The sequence below is a fragment of the Streptomyces gobiensis genome (genome assembly GCF_021216675.1).
GTDB classification, from domain to species: domain Bacteria; phylum Actinomycetota; class Actinomycetes; order Streptomycetales; family Streptomycetaceae; genus Streptomyces; species Streptomyces gobiensis.
The window spans coordinates 3,877,576-3,893,743 of the sequence record NZ_CP086120.1; the positions used below are offsets into that span (position 1 = coordinate 3,877,576).

At 67.1% G+C, this 16,168-nt stretch carries 13 protein-coding genes; 11 read left to right on the top strand and 2 right to left on the bottom strand.

Translation table 11 applies throughout. From position 1 onward, the window contains the following. The 7 genes from test1122_RS18160 (at position 1) to test1122_RS18190 (ending at position 8,856) form a co-directional block, all read left to right on the top strand. Positions 1-1,002: an ABC transporter ATP-binding protein gene (locus test1122_RS18160; RefSeq protein ID WP_232270225.1), complete on the top strand. Its 1,002-nt coding sequence runs from the start codon at positions 1-3 to the stop codon at positions 1,000-1,002. Positions 1,003-1,205: 203 nt separating this feature from the next. Continuing rightward, entirely contained in the window at positions 1,206-2,264 is a 1,059-nt protein-coding gene (locus tag test1122_RS18165) for an ABC transporter ATP-binding protein (RefSeq protein ID WP_277879849.1), read from the top strand. A 367-nt stretch (positions 2,265-2,631) separates the two neighbouring features. Further along, the gene (locus tag test1122_RS18170) at positions 2,632-3,666 is read left to right on the top strand and encodes an ABC transporter permease (RefSeq protein WP_232270226.1); all 1,035 of its coding nucleotides are present in this window, start codon (positions 2,632-2,634) and stop codon (positions 3,664-3,666) included. Positions 3,667-3,765: 99 nt separating this feature from the next. After that, positions 3,766-5,568, top strand: coding sequence for an ABC transporter substrate-binding protein (locus test1122_RS18175; RefSeq protein WP_232270227.1), 1,803 nt, complete (start codon positions 3,766-3,768; stop codon positions 5,566-5,568). 115 nt (positions 5,569-5,683) lie between these two features. Further along, the gene (locus test1122_RS18180) at positions 5,684-6,661 is read left to right on the top strand and encodes an ABC transporter permease (RefSeq protein ID WP_232270228.1); all 978 of its coding nucleotides are present in this window, start codon (positions 5,684-5,686) and stop codon (positions 6,659-6,661) included. A 10-nt stretch (positions 6,662-6,671) separates the two neighbouring features. Further along, positions 6,672-7,733 (top strand): ABC transporter ATP-binding protein, encoded by a 1,062-nt coding sequence (locus tag test1122_RS18185; RefSeq protein WP_232270229.1) that lies wholly within the window; start codon positions 6,672-6,674, stop codon positions 7,731-7,733. Between the two features lie 13 nt (positions 7,734-7,746). Beyond that, a complete protein-coding gene (locus tag test1122_RS18190; protein WP_232270230.1) occupies positions 7,747-8,856 on the top strand; it encodes an ABC transporter ATP-binding protein in 1,110 nt (369 codons plus the stop codon). Between the two features lie 58 nt (positions 8,857-8,914). Here the strand turns inward: test1122_RS18190 and test1122_RS18195 are convergent, their stop codons facing one another. Further along, positions 8,915-11,077: a S9 family peptidase gene (locus test1122_RS18195; RefSeq protein ID WP_232270231.1), complete on the bottom strand. Its 2,163-nt coding sequence runs from the start codon at positions 11,075-11,077 to the stop codon at positions 8,915-8,917. Between the two features lie 344 nt (positions 11,078-11,421). Here test1122_RS18195 and test1122_RS18200 point away from each other — a divergent pair, with 344 nt between their 5' ends. The 4 genes from test1122_RS18200 to test1122_RS18215 all read left to right on the top strand — a co-directional run bounded on the left by test1122_RS18200 (position 11,422) and on the right by test1122_RS18215 (position 14,706). Further along, positions 11,422-11,616 carry a hypothetical protein gene (locus tag test1122_RS18200; RefSeq protein WP_232270232.1) on the top strand — a complete coding sequence of 65 codons (195 nt, stop codon included), beginning with the start codon at positions 11,422-11,424 and terminating at the stop codon, positions 11,614-11,616. Positions 11,617-11,646: 30 nt separating this feature from the next. Further along, the gene (mshB, locus tag test1122_RS18205) at positions 11,647-12,528 is read left to right on the top strand and encodes an N-acetyl-1-D-myo-inositol-2-amino-2-deoxy-alpha-D-glucopyranoside deacetylase (RefSeq protein ID WP_232270233.1); all 882 of its coding nucleotides are present in this window, start codon (positions 11,647-11,649) and stop codon (positions 12,526-12,528) included. After that, the gene (locus test1122_RS18210) at positions 12,525-12,905 is read left to right on the top strand and encodes a DUF6113 family protein (RefSeq protein WP_232270234.1); all 381 of its coding nucleotides are present in this window, start codon (positions 12,525-12,527) and stop codon (positions 12,903-12,905) included. The genes mshB and test1122_RS18210 overlap by 4 nt, the downstream gene beginning before the upstream one ends. A gap of 76 nt (positions 12,906-12,981) precedes the next feature. After that, positions 12,982-14,706, top strand: coding sequence for a hypothetical protein (locus test1122_RS18215; protein WP_232270235.1), 1,725 nt, complete (start codon positions 12,982-12,984; stop codon positions 14,704-14,706). Between the two features lie 587 nt (positions 14,707-15,293). On the opposite strand, the gene test1122_RS18220 is transcribed toward test1122_RS18215, so the two are convergent. Continuing rightward, positions 15,294-16,124, bottom strand: a complete 831-nt coding sequence (locus tag test1122_RS18220) for a transglutaminase family protein (protein WP_232270236.1) — start codon at positions 16,122-16,124, stop codon at positions 15,294-15,296. Positions 16,125-16,168: the final 44 nt, after the last annotated feature.

The following is a 16,168-nucleotide window of genomic DNA, read 5'->3' on the forward strand; positions in this document are numbered from 1 at the left end:
ATGAACCCGTTGCTGGACGTACGCGATCTGCACGTCGAGTTCCACACCCGGGATGGCGTCGCCAAGGCCGTCAACGGGGTCAGCTACCGCGTGGACGCGGGGGAGACCCTTGCGGTGCTGGGGGAGTCGGGTTCCGGGAAGTCGGTGACCGCGCAGGCGATCATGGGCATCCTCGATATGCCGCCCGGCAGGATCCCGCGCGGCGAGATCCTTTTCAACGGGCATGACCTGCTGACCATGTCCGCAGAGGATCGGCGCCGGGTACGCGGCGTCAGGATGGCGATGATCTTCCAGGATGCGCTGTCCGCGCTGAACCCGGTGCTGAGCGTGGGATATCAACTTGGCGAGATGTTCCGGGTGCATCAGGGGGCGTCCCGGCAGGAGGCCAAGGCGAAGGCCATCGAGCTGATGGACCGGGTCGGTATCCCGGCGGCGAGGGAGCGGGTGGGCGACTTCCCGCATCAGTTCTCGGGAGGCATGCGGCAGCGGATCATGATCGCGATGGCGCTGGCGCTGGAGCCGGACCTGATCATCGCCGATGAGCCGACGACGGCGCTGGATGTCACCGTGCAGGCGCAGGTGATGGAACTGCTGGCCGATCTCCAGCGGGAGTACAACATGGGGCTCATCCTCATCACTCATGACCTGGGTGTGGTCGCGGGCGTCGCCGACAAGATCGCGGTGATGTACGCGGGCCGGATCGTGGAAACCTCTCCGGTCAAGGAGCTGTACGCACGTCCCGCGCATCCGTACACCCGTGGTCTGCTCGACTCCATTCCCCGGCTGGACCAGAAGGGGCAGGAGCTCTACGCGATCAGGGGGCTGCCACCGAATCTGCTGCGGCTGCCGACGGGGTGCACGTTCCATCCACGCTGCCCCATGGCTCAGGACATCTGCGTCATGGACGAGCCGCCGCTGTATCCGTGCGCTGATGAGGGGGGCCGGGAGATGTGGGGGCGGGCGAGCGCGTGCCACTTCTGGAGGGAGCTGCTGCATGGCTGAGCCGGTGATTTTCCCCAACCCCGCCCCTTCCCGAAACTGGGGGCTCCGCCCCCAGACCCCCACCCGTGTTGTGGGCACCCGCCCGCACCGGCAAACCCCGGGCCCCGGGGCGCAGCCCCGCCACGCGGCGGAGCCGCAAATCGACACGGTCGGGAAGGGGCGGGATTGGGGAAGAACCACCGGCGAACGGCGGGAGGCGTCGCGTGACTGAGCCGGGCACGCTCGCTACGCCGGTGGACCTTGCGGGGCGAGGCGAGGTAATCCTCGAGGTCCGTGGGCTGGTCAAGCACTTTCCGCTGACCCAGGGCATTCTCTTCAAGAAGCAGATCGGCGCGGTCAAGGCCGTCGATGGTGTCTCCTTCACGCTGCGGGCCGGTGAGACCCTCGGCATCGTGGGGGAGTCGGGCTGTGGCAAGTCGACCGTGGCGAAGCTGCTGATGAGGCTGGAACAGCCAACGTCGGGTGAGATCCGGTACAAGGGCGAGGACATCAGCAAACTCTCCGGCCGCGCGTTGAAATCCGTGCGCCGCAACATCCAGATGGTGTTCCAGGACCCGTATACGTCCCTCAACCCGCGGATGACGGTCGGCGACATCATCGGGGAGCCCTTTGAGATCCACCCCGAGGTGGCCCCGAAGGGGGACCGTCGGCGCAAGGTGCGGGAGCTGCTTGATGTGGTGGGCCTGAACCCGGAGTACATCAACCGCTATCCGCACCAGTTCTCCGGCGGCCAGCGGCAGCGCATCGGCATCGCCCGCGGGCTGGCGCTCAACCCGGAGATCATCGTGGCCGATGAGCCGGTCTCCGCGCTCGATGTCTCTGTCCAGGCACAGGTCGTCAATCTGATGGAGCGGCTCCAGGACGAGTTCAACCTCTCCTATATGTTCATCGCTCATGACCTGTCGGTGGTCCGGCATATCTCCGACCGGGTCGGGGTGATGTATCTCGGCAAGATCGTGGAGCTGGGGACAGGCCGCGAGATCTACGAGCATCCGACCCACCCGTATACCCAGGCGCTGCTCTCCGCCGTACCAGTGCCCGACCCGGAGCTGAGTAAGCAGCGGGAGCGGATCGTCCTCAGCGGTGATGTGCCCTCACCCGCCGACCCGCCGTCCGGCTGCCGCTTCCGCACCCGCTGCTGGAAGGCGCGGGAACGGTGTGCCCTGGAAACCCCGCCGCTGGCCGTGCCGGAGCCGCTACGGTCGGCGGAGGGGCCGGTGTTGCACGACTCGGCCTGCTTCTTCGCGGAAGACAGAGCGTAGGCCGGTCAGCGCGGACCGGCCGGGACGACATGGCGCCCCGGCCGGGTATCACGGCACCCGCACGGCCGTACGTAGTTCAGAGTGCGTCGTTCGCATATCGGTGTTGCGTCAGTCATGTTGCGGACAAGTTAACAACTTTGAGTAGCTGATATATGCTTATGTCCGTTTCTCGGTGACCTTGTCAAGCACGCCCGGGGATCGATCTGTATAACCTTTGCTCAAGATGCACGCCAAGTACCCGCGGTACGACGGAAACCCTTGACTGCGCTGTGTGTTGATTGCAAGAGTCCGCTCATCCCACGGCACGTTCAGTGCCATCGAATGACCAACGGGTTCCGCCAAAAACAGAGCGCGGGGGCACAACGCGATGACCAGTCCATCCCAGGCTGCGCTGGCCGGGAACGACACCTCAAGTTCCGAGAGTTCGGTACCCCTTACCAAGGCAAAGGCCGACTCGGGGAGCGAGTTGACTGGCCGGTCACCCGGCCAGCTCATGTGGACGCGCTTCAAGCGTGACCGTACAGGTGTGGTCTCAGCCTGTGTAGTGATTTTCTTCTTCGCCATTGCCGCACTGGCGCCAGTCATCTCGTGGCTCTACGGCAAGGACCCGTACACCTTGTACGGGCAGGACAATTTCCTGCTGGATGACTTCGGTTACCCGCTCGGGGCCAACGGCGGCATCTCCGGCGATCACTGGTTCGGGATTGAGCCCGACCTCGGCCGCGATGTCTTTATGCAGCTGATCTATGGCATGCGGACCTCACTCTTCACCGCCGTGGGCGTGGCACTCGCGGCGGTGGCCACCGGTGTGCTGATCGGCCTGGTCGGCGGCTACCTGGGTGGCAAAACGGACTACTGGCTGGGGCGGCTGACCGACTTCATGCTGGCCCTGCCCAGCCAGCTCTTCCTCATTGCCACCATGCCCGTGGTGGTGGCGGTCTTCGTCAGTCCGGAAGACGAGACCCCCACCTATATCCGCGCGCTGGCGATCATCATTGTGCTCTGGTTCCTGGGCTGGATGGGGATGGCGCGGCTCATCCGAAGCCAGGTTCTCTCCCTGCGTGAACGGGAGTTCGTCGAGGCCGCCAGGGTCTCCGGTGCTTCACGCTGGCGGATCCTGCGCAAGGAACTGATCCCCAACTTGGTCACCCCGATCCTGGTCCAGGGCACCTATATGCTCCCGTCCGCGATCCTCAGCGTCGCCTTTCTCTCCTTTGTCGGCGTCGGCTATGTGGAACCGACTCCGGACTGGGGACGGATGTTCGCCATCGCTGGCCGGATCTATGAGCAGAACCCGACCTACATGTTCTTCCCGGGCGTCGCCATGGTGATCTTCATCGTGGCCTTCAACCTCCTCGGCGACTCCGTACGGGATGCGTTCGACCCCAAATCTGGACGCTGAGCGTCCACTTGAGAGGGGTGGCTGCCACCCCGCGCCGGGCAACCGGATGTGTCTGGCAGCGCCGACTGGAATCTATCGACAGGCAGGTGCATCAACGTCATGAGTCTGTTTCGTTCACGCAGAGCGCGCACGATAGTTGTCGCGCTCGCGGCTGGCTCGCTGGCTCTGACCGGCTGTAGCAGCGGCAGCGGCAACAATGGCGGCAAGGACAAGTCCAATACCCAGGACGACGCCCTCGTACAGTCGAAGCCCATTGAGTACGGCAATGCGAAGGATTCCACCGGTCCTGCCGAACCGGTCAAGGGTGCCAGAGATGGCGGCACCATCCGGGTCTACCAGGAAGACGACTTCTCTCATCTGGACCCCGGTCAGATTTACGTCAGCGACGCCGGTCTGCTCTCCCGTCTCATCCACCGGGGACTGACGCAGTTCCAGGAGGACGAGAAGGGCAACAAGAAGGTCGTCGGCGACCTCGCCACCAACGCTGGCGAGGAGTCCGACGAGGGCAAGACCTGGAAGTACACACTCAAGGACGGAATCAAGGACGAGGACGGCGACCCGATCACCTCGGCCGACGTCCGCCACTCGGTTGAGCGTCTGTACACGAAGTTCATCTCCGACGGCCCGGTCTATCTGCAGCAGTGGCTGTCCGGCGGGGGCACTAAGTACCGCGACGCACTGCCCGACGGTCCGTACAAGGGCGACCATCTGCCGGACTCCGTGCTGGAGACGCCGGACGAGAAAACCATCATCTTCAAGTTCAAGGAACCGCAGCCGGACCTGCCGCAGGCGCTCACCATGCCCGGCTACTCCGTCGTGCCCGAGAAGAAGGACACCAAGGAGAAGTACGACAGCGCCCCGAAGGCGCTGGGCCCCTACAAGATCGCTGAGTTCAAGCGCGGCAAGTCCATGAAGCTCGTCAAGAACAAGCACTGGGACGAGAAGACCGACTCGGTCCGTCACCAGTATGTCGACGGCTTCAACATCACCTTCAACCACGACCGTGCGGACCAGACCAAGCGTCTGCTGGCCGACCGTGGCGAATCCAAGAACGGTGTCCAGTTCAGCGGCTCGGTCGACTCGACGCAGGTGAAAAACGTCGTCGATGACCCGGAGGCGAGCAAGCGCACCGTGCGGGGCTACCAGCCCTACGTCTGGCAGCTGAACATGAACATGGACCGCATCAAGGACAAGCGGATCCGTGACGCGATCACTTACGCGCTGCCGAACGCCCAGATCCTGCGTCCCGATGGCGGCACTTATGGCGGTGAGCCCGCCGGCGGTCTGCTGGCCCCGACTCTTCCCGGCTATGAGAAGGGCTACGACCCCTACGGCAAGCTCGACAAGCCGAACGGTGACCCTGAGAAGGCGAAGAAGCTGCTGAAGGAAGCGGGCAAGGAGGGCATGAAGCTCACCTACGCCTACGCCAACGTCCCGCACCGGCAGCAGCAGGCCGTCATCATTGAGAAGGCCCTGGAGAAGGCCGGCTTCGACGTCCAGAAGAAGGACATCGACCAGGCCACCTGGTACGAGCAGGTCGGCAAGGTTGACAACAAGCTCGACGTCTACATGACCGGCTGGGGTCAGGACTGGCCGTCGATTTCCACTGTCATCCCGCCGGTGTATGACGGCGAGGAGATCCAGGACGGTGCGGCCAACTACTCGCACATCAACGACAAGCACGTGAACTCCGAGATCGTCCGGATCAAGAAGATCACGGACCCCGAGGAAGCCACTAAGGCCTGGATCAAGCTGCACAAGTACATCGTGGAAGAGGTCAACCCGGCCGCTCCCATGTACTTCACCAAGCAGCTGCAGATCTTCGGCTCCAACATCGGGGGCGCCCGCTACTCCACGGTGACGAGCTACATCGACGTCACCCGTTTGTACCTGAAGAAGTAACAGCTCAGCGATGGAACCCCGGGAGTGTGCGCGCGGCGGAGCGCACACTCCCGGGATCCACGTCGCTCTCCACCCCCCAGCCCCTCTCGCCGCCGTCTGAGAGCAGCGAACCGTCATGCTTCAATTCTTCATTCGCCGGTCGCTCGGCGCCTTTGTCATTCTGCTTCTGATCAGTGCCTTCACTTTCTTTATGTTCTTCGCGATTCCGCAGGATCCGGCTCTACTCGCCTGCGGGAAGAACTGCACCCCGGACGCACTGAAGATCATCCATGAGAATCTTGGTCTGGATAAACCGATCACGGTGCAGTACTGGCAGTTTATGTCGGGGATCTTCACCGGTCGGGACTTCGCCGTCGGGCACTGTGACGCCCCGTGCTTCGGGGTCTCATTCCGCAATAACGAGATGATCTGGGACACCATCATCGACCGCTTCCCCACGACGATTTCCCTCACCGTCGGCGCCCTCGTTGTCTTTCTGACCGTGGGTATCGGTGCGGGCATGATCGCCGCCTGGAAGAAGGGCACGCTGATCGACAAGTCCTTCAGTTCGGTCTCGCTCGTGCTCAGCTCGATGCAGATCTACTTCCTTGGGCCGATCGTTCTTGGCCTCCTCGTCTACAGCACGGGCTGGCTGGATTCGCCGAAGTATGTCCCCATCACCGACAGCCTCACGGGCTGGTTTATGGGGCTGCTGATTCCGTGGGTAGTGATGGCGACGATCTTCACCGCGAACTACACTCGTATGTCGCGCTCCACGATGATCGAGCAGCTACAGGAAGAGCATGTGCGCACGGCCCGGGCCAAGGGCATGTCCAGCCGCTATGTCTTCTTCCGCTACGCCTGGCGCGGTTCGCTCATTCCCATCGTGACGATTCTCGGCATTGACCTGGGGGCCCTCTTCGGTGGGGCGATCGTCACCGAATTCACCTTCCAGCTGGCCGGGATCGGCCGACTGGCTGTGGAGTCGGTACTCTTCAAAGACCTTCCGCTGACGATGGGTGTCATGCTCTTCAGCGCCGCCTTTATCCTGCTGTTCAACATCCTCGTGGACGCCTTGTACGCCTTCATCGACCCGCGCGTGCGCCTGGCCTAGGAGAACTTCCGTGACCACACTCACCACGACTGAGGACGTCCCGGCCCCGACCGAGTCGGAATCGTTTCTCTCGGTCCGCGACCTGCACGTTCAGTTCTCCACCGAGGACGGCATCGTCAAGGCGGTCGACGGTCTCTCCTTCGATCTCATGCGCGGCAAGACACTGGGCATCGTCGGAGAGTCCGGCTCCGGGAAGTCGGTGACCAACCTCTCCATCCTGGGTCTGCACAACCCCAAGAGCTCCACCATCACCGGTGAGATCGTGCTGGACGGCCAGGAGCTGACCGGGGCGAGCGAGAAGACCCTGGAGGGGCTGCGCGGCAACAAGATGGCGATGATCTTCCAGGATCCGCTGACCGCACTCTCCCCCTTCTACACCGTGGGCCGGCAGATCGCCGAGCCGTACCGTAAGCACACCGGCGCGAGCAAACGTGAGGCCAGGCTGCGCGCCATGGAGATGCTGGAGAAGGTGGGCATCCCGCAGCCGAAGCTGCGCGTGGACGACTATCCACATCAGTTCTCCGGCGGCATGCGGCAGCGGGCGATGATCGCCATGGCGCTCGTCTGCGATCCCGATCTGCTGATCGCCGACGAGCCGACCACCGCGCTGGATGTGACCGTTCAGGCGCAGATCCTCGATCTGCTCAGGGATCTGCAGCAGGAGTTCGGTTCCGCGATCGTCTTCATCACCCATGACCTGGGCGTCATCGCCAATGTCGCCGACGACATCATGGTGATGTACGCCGGCCGGGCCGTGGAACGTGGCACAGTCGCCGAAGTGCTACGGGCCCCGCAGCACCCGTATACCTGGGGGCTGCTGTCCTCCATGCCGCGGCTGGACAGCGATGTGAACGAGGAACTGGTCCCGATCCCGGGCAACCCGCCCTCACTGCTCAACCCGCCGCCCGGATGTGCGTTCCACCCGCGCTGCGGATTCACTGATGAGGTCGGTGGCAACCGCTGCACCGGCGACCGGCCGGATCTGCCGACTGGGCGTGGGGCTGCCTGCCACCTCACGACTGAACAGAAGCAGACCTTCTTCATCGAGCAGATCAAGCCCCGGCTGGGCTAGGGAGAAACCAGATATGAGTGACGAACTCGCCCTGACCGAGCCGCAGGACACCGTCCCGGCCAAGGATGAACCCCTCCTCAGTGCTGAGGGGCTGACCATGCACTTCCCCGTCTACGGCGGTTTTCCGTTCAAGCGGAAGGTCGGCGCGGTGCAGGCGGTCGACGGAATCGACCTGGATGTCTACCCCGGCGAGAGTTTCGGTCTGGTCGGTGAGTCCGGATGCGGTAAGTCAACGACCGGACGGATGCTGACCCGGCTGCTGGAGCCCACCGCTGGCACGATCAACTACCGTGGCCGTGACATCGCGCACGCCAGCCGCAAACAGCTGGCCCCCATCCGCTCCGAGATCCAGATGATCTTCCAGGATCCGTACTCATCGCTGAACCCGCGGCAGACGGTCGGCACGATCATCGGCGGTCCCATGGAGGTCAATGGGATCAATCCCCCCGGAGGCCGGGAGAACCGGGTCCGTGAGCTGCTGGAGATCGTCGGCCTCAATCCCGAGCACTACAACCGCTTTCCGCATGAGTTCTCCGGTGGCCAGCGGCAGCGCATCGGTGTCGCCCGGGCGCTTGCGTTGGAACCGAAGCTGATCATCGCGGACGAGCCGGTCTCCGCGCTCGATGTCTCCATTCAGGCCCAGGTGGTCAACCTGATGCAGAAGGTGCAGCGCGAACTGGGCATCGCGTTTGTCTTTATCGCCCACGACCTGGCGATCGTGCGGCACTTCTCGGAGCGCCTGGCGGTGATGTATCTCGGCAAGATCGTGGAGATCGGTGACCGGGACGCGATCTACAACGCGCCCCGTCACCCCTACACCCACGCACTGCTCTCCGCGGTGCCGGAAGCCAGTCTGGACGAGGGCGACGATGCATCAGAGCGGGAGCGCATCCGGCTCGCGGGCGATGTGCCCTCACCCATCGACCCGCCCTCCGGCTGCCGGTTCCGTACCCGCTGCTGGAAGGCGCAGGACAAGTGCGCGACGGAGGAGCCGCCGCTGGTGCGGATCTCCGGTAACCGTGAGCGTCACCTGACCGCGTGCCACTTCCCGGAGGACGGCACCACCGAAGCGCACGGCGACGCGGTCATTCTTGACCCGGCGCTTACCGCGCTGGAGAAGTAGCCGCCGCACGACCGCTGTGATGTGCCGCCGGACCGGCCGGGTCCGGCGGCACCCGCGTTCAGGCCACGCCCAAGGACCGCTTGAGGAAGTTCACCTGGAGCAGCAGCAGGTTCTCGGCGACCTGCTCCTGCGGCGTCATATGGGTCACCCCGGACAGCGGCAGGACCTCGTGGGGGCGGCCTGCGGCCAGGAGGGCCGAGGAGAGGCGCAGGGTGTGAGCGGCGACCACGTTGTCGTCGGCCAGGCCGTGGATCACCATCAGCGGGCGGTGCTGGTCGGCGGCGCCGGAGAGGCCCTCGTCGGTGACCAGGGAGTTGGCCGCGTACACCGCGGGCTGCTCCTGTGGGGTGCCCAGGTAGCGCTCGGTGTAGTGCGTGTCGTAGAGCCGCATATCGGTCACCGGGGCGCCCACCACTCCCGCGTGGAAGACATCCGGGCGGCGCAGCACCGCGAGGGCGGCGAGGTAGCCGCCGTAGGACCAGCCGCGGATGCCGACCCGGCTGAGGTCGAGGGGGTGGCTGGCGGCCAGCCCGTGCAGTGCGTCCACCTGGTCGTCCAGGGTGACGCGGGCGAGGTCATGGGCGATGGCCTTCTCCCAGCCGGGGGAGTGCCCCGGGGTGCCCCGGCCGTCCGCGACGATGACCGCGAAGCCCTGGTCGGCGAACCACTGAGAGGTGAGATACGCGTTGTGTGCGGCGGCTACCCGCTGGCCGTGTGGACCGCCGTAGGGATCCATCAGGACGGGCAGCGGTCCGTCGCTGTCCCGGTATCCGGTGGGCAGCAGTACGGCCGTGGGGATCTCCCGCTTGCCGGAGCGCAGGAGCTGCGGGCGGGCGGTGATCAGCGGGGTCTCGGCACAGGAGGGGATGACGTGGCCGTTCACCTCGGCGCGGGCGCCGGGGTGGTCGAGGGTCGCGGTCATGGTGACGACGGTGTCGCCGCCGCGTACCGCGGAGGCATAGTGCGGCTGGTCCGGGTCGGCGAGGCCGGAGAGCCGTTCGTAGCCGCTCCCGCCGCCGTCGCGGTCACCGGCGTACGCGGCTCGGTAGACGGCTACTTCGCCGACCGTCGCCGACGATGCCGTGAAGAGGACGTCGCGGTCGCCGATGTCCAGTACCGCGCGGACGTGGAGTGCGGCGTCGGTGAGCGTCCGGTCGCCGACGACCAGGGCGCGGGCGCCGCTCTCGTCGGAGATACGGACCAGCTTTCCGTCCGGCGTCCAGCCGGGCACCCCGGGGAAGAGGTCCAGCCACACGGGGTCCTTCTCGGTGTAGACGGTGGTGGTGGCGCCGGTCTCCGTATCGACCGTGAGGTAGAGCTGCTCGCGCTGGTCGCGGGCCTGTACGAGGAGCAGCGGCGGCCCGCCCGCCGACCAGTGCGCCGCGGCGAGGTAGGGGTAGGCCTCGCGGTCCCAGAGGACCTCGGTGCGGGCGCCGCCGTCGGCGGCGACCAGATGCAGGGTCACCTCGGCGTTGGGCGTTCCAGCGGCCGGGTAGGCCACCTCGGTGGGCCGCTCGTCCGGGTTGGCCGGGTCGGCGATCCACCAGCGCCGTACCGGGGTGTCGTCAACCCGGGCGATCAGCAGCCGGTCGCTGTCGGGGGACCACCAGTAGCCACGGCTGCGCTGCATCTCCTCGGCAGCGATGAACTCGGCCAGCCCGTAGCTGACGTTGGCGTTCTCGGGGGTGGCGAGCGCATGGTCGGCTTCGCCGTCCACGTCGACGATACGGAGCGTACGGTCGGCGACATAGGCGATACGGCGGCCGTCCGGGGATGGGCGCGGGTCCACCACCGGGGCGGGCGCCGGCAGTTCACGGGCCGTTCCCGCGCGCAGCTCGGCGGTGAAGAGCCGCCCGGAGAGCGCGAAGGCCGCCAACTCGACGGCGGCGTCCGTGGCGTAACCGACGACACCCGCGCCACCCTCCCGGCTCCGCTCGCGGCGGGCCCGCTCGGCGGCGGGAAGCTCCTCGGCGGCGCCGCTGAGGAGGGTGTCCGGGTCGGCCGCTGGATATTCCCTCCGGACGGCTTCCTTTCCGGTGGCTTCCCCGTTCTCCGTCAGGTCGTGCACCCAGAGCAGCTGGGCCCGGTCGATGCCGCCGCGGGAGCGGAGGAAGACAACACGTGACCCATCCGGCGCGACGGTGAAGGCCTTTGGGGCACCCAGGGTGAAGCGCTGGGTACGGGCGAGCTGGCGCGGGAACGTCAGGGAATTCTTCGGCATGGGCCGAGCGTACGGTGTGCGGTGTGTCGCACACCGTGGCGCTGAGGTTTTACGGCGGGTGCGGGCGGGGTATCGCGCGAGTGATGTCAGCAGGCGGATGGCAGGGTGATACGGCCTCCCGCGAACGCGCACGAGCGCGGCGCGGGCACTTCGGCCTTTCCGCCCGGTCGCCGTCGGCGTCGCCGTCGCCCATGCGCCCCGTCTGCTCCTGTGCACCGAACCGTGCCGACTCCCGGAAAGTTATGATCAGTTGCGTGCCGTGGATGCGCGGGCACGTAGCCCGTGGTATCCCCATGCCGTACGCCCTGTCCGTACCGACCGCACGTACTTGGAGGTGAACCGCCGTGGCACTCTCGATTTCGGCGGTGGTGCTGCTGGCGATTATCGTCTTCTTGCTGATCAAGAAGTCCGGGCTGAAGGCCATGCACGCCGTGGTCTGCGTATTGTTTGGGTTCTACCTCGCCAGCTCTTCCGTGGCTCCGACCATCAGTGATCTGACCACGAGCGTCGCCAATATGGTGGGTGGCCTGAAGTTCTGACCGGTGCCCGGTCGACGTAAGCTCGCTTCCATGACTGCGCACTCCACGCGCCCGGAACGCCGCCTGCTGCTCGTACACGCACACCCCGATGACGAGTCGATCAACAACGGCGCAACCATGGCCAAGTACGCCGCCGAGGGCGCCCAGGTAACCCTGGTGACCTGCACTCTCGGCGAGGAAGGCGAGGTCATTCCGCCCGAGCTCGCCCATCTGGCGTCCGACCGGGAGGACACGCTCGGCCCGTACCGCGTCAGCGAGCTCGCCGCCGCGATGCGCGAGCTCGGCGTCATCGACCACCGTTTCCTCGGCGGCCCCGGACGGTACCGGGACTCCGGGATGATGGGAACTCCGCAGAACGAACGGGGGAACTGCTTCTGGCGGGCGCCGGTGGACGAGGCGGCGGCGTACCTCGTGGAGATCATCCGGGAGACACAGCCACAGGTCCTGATCACCTATGACCCGAATGGCGGATATTTCCACCCGGATCATATTCAGGCACACCGCGTCGCTGTGCGAGCCGCTGAACTGGCCGCCGAGAGCGGCTTTCGCCCCGATCTCGGCGCTCCGCACCGGATCGCCCGGATCTACTGGAACTGTGTGCCGCGTTCGGCATTGAGCGCGGGCGCCTACGCCGCCAACCCCTTTCCGGCCACCGCGACACCCGACGATGTGCCGGGCGTTGTGGACGATGCCGAGGTGGCGGCCCGTATCGACGGTGGTGCGGCCGGTACGGCCGCCAAGGCGGCCGCGATGCGCGCACACGCCACTCAGATCACCGTGGACGACGCCTTCTTCGCGCTCTCCAACGAGCTGGGCCAGCCGATCCTGGGCACCGAGTACTACCGCCTGCCCGAGGGGGAGGCGGTAGCCGAGAAACCCGCCGACGATCTCTTCGCGGGGGTCGAACGGTGAACGTCGCACGTCTGGCTGGCTATACGGCTCTGGCCGTACTCGGTGTCCTGGTGGGCGTCTCGGGGACGCTCGTGCAAGGTGGCTGGTTTCCCGGCGGGCTGCTGCTCGCGCTGGTGGCCGCCGGTGGACTCTTCTACGGCGGAACGCTGCTGATGCGTACCCGGCTTGGGGCCGTGATCCCGGCGGCGGGGTGGGCGCTCACCGTACTACCGCTGGTCATGTGGTCCCGGCCGGAAGGGGACTTCCTGGTCACGGGGCTGAGTCCTGGTGTCTTCCTCTACGGCGGGGTGATCGCCGCTGTGATCTGCGCCACGCTGGCGCCCCCTGGGGAGTCACGATTCGGCGGTCTCGGGCACCCTGGCGGACGCCCCAAGTAAGGTGGGGCGCGCCGGCGAGCCGTACTCGCAACACCATCGAACGATGAGGCGGCGCATCCAACCGGGAGATCCTGCTTTGAGTCGTGAAACTGACAGCCCGTACCCGCCGGGGAACGAGCCGGACGAGCCAAAGACCGAGACAACGCTGACCACCCGGGTCCGGATCAACATCCCCGGTTCCCGGCCCATTCCGCCGGTCGTCATGCGTACGCCGGTTGGTGACGGCGAGGCCAGGGAGGGTGGCGTGGACTCGGGTGAGCGTGCTGAGGCGAGCACCCCCGACAACGGCTCGGGGAGAGCGAGTGCCAGCGGCTCCCGGGAGACCAGCTCCTGGTTCGCTCCGCGCAAGCCTCCGACGCCGCCTGGGGGTACGCCGACCGGCCAGGTGCCCCCCGCCGCTCCGGCCCCGCCGCCCCCGCCCCCGCCCCCACCCCGGGCCGCCTCGGATCCCCCGGCTCCGCCGCCGCCGTCCGCGCCGTCGATCCTTACGCCGCCCGCCGGGCCGACCAGCGGACCGGGCACCGGCGATATGCCGCTGCTGCCGCCCGAGTTCCGGATGAACGAGGAGCCGCAGGCCCACGCCCAGGCCCAGCAGCCCCCGGCCGCACCGCCCGTGCTGACCCCGCCGCCGGAACGGCTGGTCAGCGACACCTTGGCCAGCGGTATCCCGGTGGTGCCCTCGGCCGAGGACGAGGCGCGCATCGGTGCGTTCCCGACGGCACTGCCGCCCAACCCCGCCGCGCCGGAGTTCAACACCCCGGAGCCTGCCGCCGCGCCCGCGTTCAGTGACCGGGAGCCGCCCGCGAAGAAGGGCCGCTCCAAGCTGATGCTCTTCGGCGCCACCGCCGTTGGAGTGCTGGGTATCGCCTATGGCGCGGGTCTGCTCCTCGATCACGCGGATGTGCCCAACGGCACCACGGTGCTCGGCGTTGACATCGGCGGCTCCAGCAAGCAGGAGGCCGTCAACAAGCTCAACGCGGCGCTCGGCGACCGGGTGACCCAGCCGCTCACGATCGATGTCGGCGGCACCGAGAAGGAGCTCAAGCCCCGTATCGCCGGGCTGGCCCTGGACACCGAGACGACCGTACGCAATGCCTCGGGCCGGGACTACAACCCCATTTCCGTCATCGGCTCCCTTGTCGGCGGCAGCCGTGAGGCCGAACCGGCCTTCAAGGTTGATGACGAGAAGCTGAAGGCAGCGCTTCGGGATCTCACCTCGGACACCGGTGGCGGTGGCGCGGGCGGTACGGGTGATACGGGCGGTACGGGCGGTGCCGCCGGGGAGGGCATGGTCAAGTTCGAGAACGGCAAGGCCATCGCCGTCCCCGGCAAGGCCTATATGGCGGTCGACGCGGACAAGTCCGCCACGGAGGTCGATGAGGCCTACCGCGAGCGTGCGGCCACCGGCAAGAACGCGCCGATCACCCTCCCGGTGACCAAGCAGGAGCCCAAGGTCACCGAGCAGGAAATACAGCGCGCGATCAAGGAGTTCGGGGAGCCCGCGATGTCCGGGCTTGTCACGGTGAAGGCGGGTAACGCGTCGATCAGCTTCAGCCCGGAGAAGTCACTGCCGAAGTTTCTGTCGATGCGGCCGCTCAAGGATGGCAAGCTCGTTGACCACTATGACCTCGATGCGCTCAAGGCGCTCTATGGAAGCGTCTTCGACGGTGTCAAGGTCACCCGGGGGGACGGCAGTAGGACGCCGGTGACTCCGGAGGATGTGGCGGGGGCGTTGCGGTTGGTGTTGACGGAGACGGATCCGGCTAAGCGGGTCGGGGTGATCGAGCTGGATCCGCGGTAGCCCCTGGCGGGGCGGGTTCCCCTGTCCCGCCCCTCCTCGGCTGTGCCGGTGTGCGGCTGCGCCGCGGGGCGGGGCTTGCGCCCGGCTGCGGGTGCCGTGGGTGGGTGTCCCCATATCCCGCCCCTTCCCGTAACCGGGGCTTCGCCCCGGGGCCCCAGGGTTGGCCGGTGCGGCTGCGCCGCGGCTTCGGGGGGCCGTGGTGGGTGCCCCGTGTTCCGGCCCCTTCCCGGTTGTGCGGTGTGCGGCTGCGCCGCGTGGCGGGGCTTCGCCCGGCTGCGGGGGTGCCGTGGGTGGGTTTCCCCGTATCCCGCCCCTTCCCGGAAACCGGGGCTTTGCCCCGGGGCCCCGGGGTTGGTCCGGTGCGGGACGGTGGCCGGGTTGTGCCCACCAGGCGTCGCGAGCTCCGTTACGGGGTGGGCCGGAGCGTCGTGGCTGGTGTGGGTGGGTGGTTGCGTAGCAGGGCGGGCCCACGCCCCTCGCGGGGCTGCGAGTGCCCACAACACGGGGTGGGGGGTCTGGGGCGTTAGCCCTCAGGTTCGGGGAGGGGTGGGTTCGGGGAGAGTCCTGCGGACGGCCCGCAGCGGTGGTTAGTTCAGGCGGGCGCGGGCTGTGTGGGCTTCTTGGCGGATGGTTTCCGCTGCTTTGGGGTCCATTGGGGCGACCGTGTTCGCGTACTCCTCCAGTTCCGCCGCGCCGCCCAGGAAGTCGCCCCGGTCGACGAGGAGCCGGGCGCGTTCGTAGCGCAGCCGGGCCGGGTGGTGCGGGAGGAGCAGGGACAGCTCCACCGCCCAGAGCTGGACGTCCGTGCGTTCCGGGCGGGCCGCCGCCCAGGCGCGGATATTGCCCAGGATCCGCAGCACGATCTCCAGCGGATCCGCCGGCCGTAGCATCGTCTCCGACAGCGTCGCCCCCGTCGCCCCGGCGACCAGCAGCTCGACGTCGTGCTCGGTGAGCAGCCGACCGCCCGCGAAGGGGTCGACGAGGACATGATCACCGGTTGGATCGCCGAACCCCACGATGAAGTGGCCCGGCAGCGCGACCCCATAGACCGGTGCGCCCGCACGTCGGGCGACCTCGATCCACACCACGGACAGCAGGATCGGCAGCCCGCGCCGCCGCCGCAGCACCTCGCTGAGCAGCGAGGACTCCAGCCGCCGATAGTCGGCCGGGGTGCCGTGGAAGCCCTCCTGCTCACCAAGGAGCCCGGTCAGCGCGCGGGCCCAGGCCGCTGGAGTCCGCTGTGTGGCGAAGGGCAGCATCCCGGTCAGCCGGTCCAGTTCGACCTGCGCGCTGTCGATACCGTGCTCACCCGCTTCCGGGTCGGCCTCGGCGTTGATGAGCAGACAGAGCAGGGCGAGGTCGGGCCGCTCGGCGCGCGCGGCCTCCGCGAAGCGTTCCCGTGCCGTCTTGCTGTCCATGTACCGAGCCTTGTCAGTGTGGCCTTGTAGTGCGGCGTAGTGCG

What these genes read in the sequence shown, in the direction of transcription:
- mshB (WP_232270233.1), top strand. Translation starts at nt 11,647, where the DNA reads ATGACTGCGCACTCCACGCGCCCGGAACGCCGCCTGCTGCTCGTACAC.
- test1122_RS18190 (WP_232270230.1), top strand. Translation starts at nt 7,747, where the DNA reads ATGAGTGACGAACTCGCCCTGACCGAGCCGCAGGACACCGTCCCGGCC.
- test1122_RS18160 (WP_232270225.1), top strand. Translation starts at nt 1, where the DNA reads ATGAACCCGTTGCTGGACGTACGCGATCTGCACGTCGAGTTCCACACC.
- test1122_RS18195 (WP_232270231.1), bottom strand. Translation starts at nt 11,077, where the DNA reads ATGCCGAAGAATTCCCTGACGTTCCCGCGCCAGCTCGCCCGTACCCAG.
- test1122_RS18180 (WP_232270228.1), top strand. Translation starts at nt 5,684, where the DNA reads ATGCTTCAATTCTTCATTCGCCGGTCGCTCGGCGCCTTTGTCATTCTG.
- test1122_RS18170 (WP_232270226.1), top strand. Translation starts at nt 2,632, where the DNA reads ATGACCAGTCCATCCCAGGCTGCGCTGGCCGGGAACGACACCTCAAGT.
- test1122_RS18220 (WP_232270236.1), bottom strand. Translation starts at nt 16,124, where the DNA reads ATGGACAGCAAGACGGCACGGGAACGCTTCGCGGAGGCCGCGCGCGCC.
- test1122_RS18175 (WP_232270227.1), top strand. Translation starts at nt 3,766, where the DNA reads ATGAGTCTGTTTCGTTCACGCAGAGCGCGCACGATAGTTGTCGCGCTC.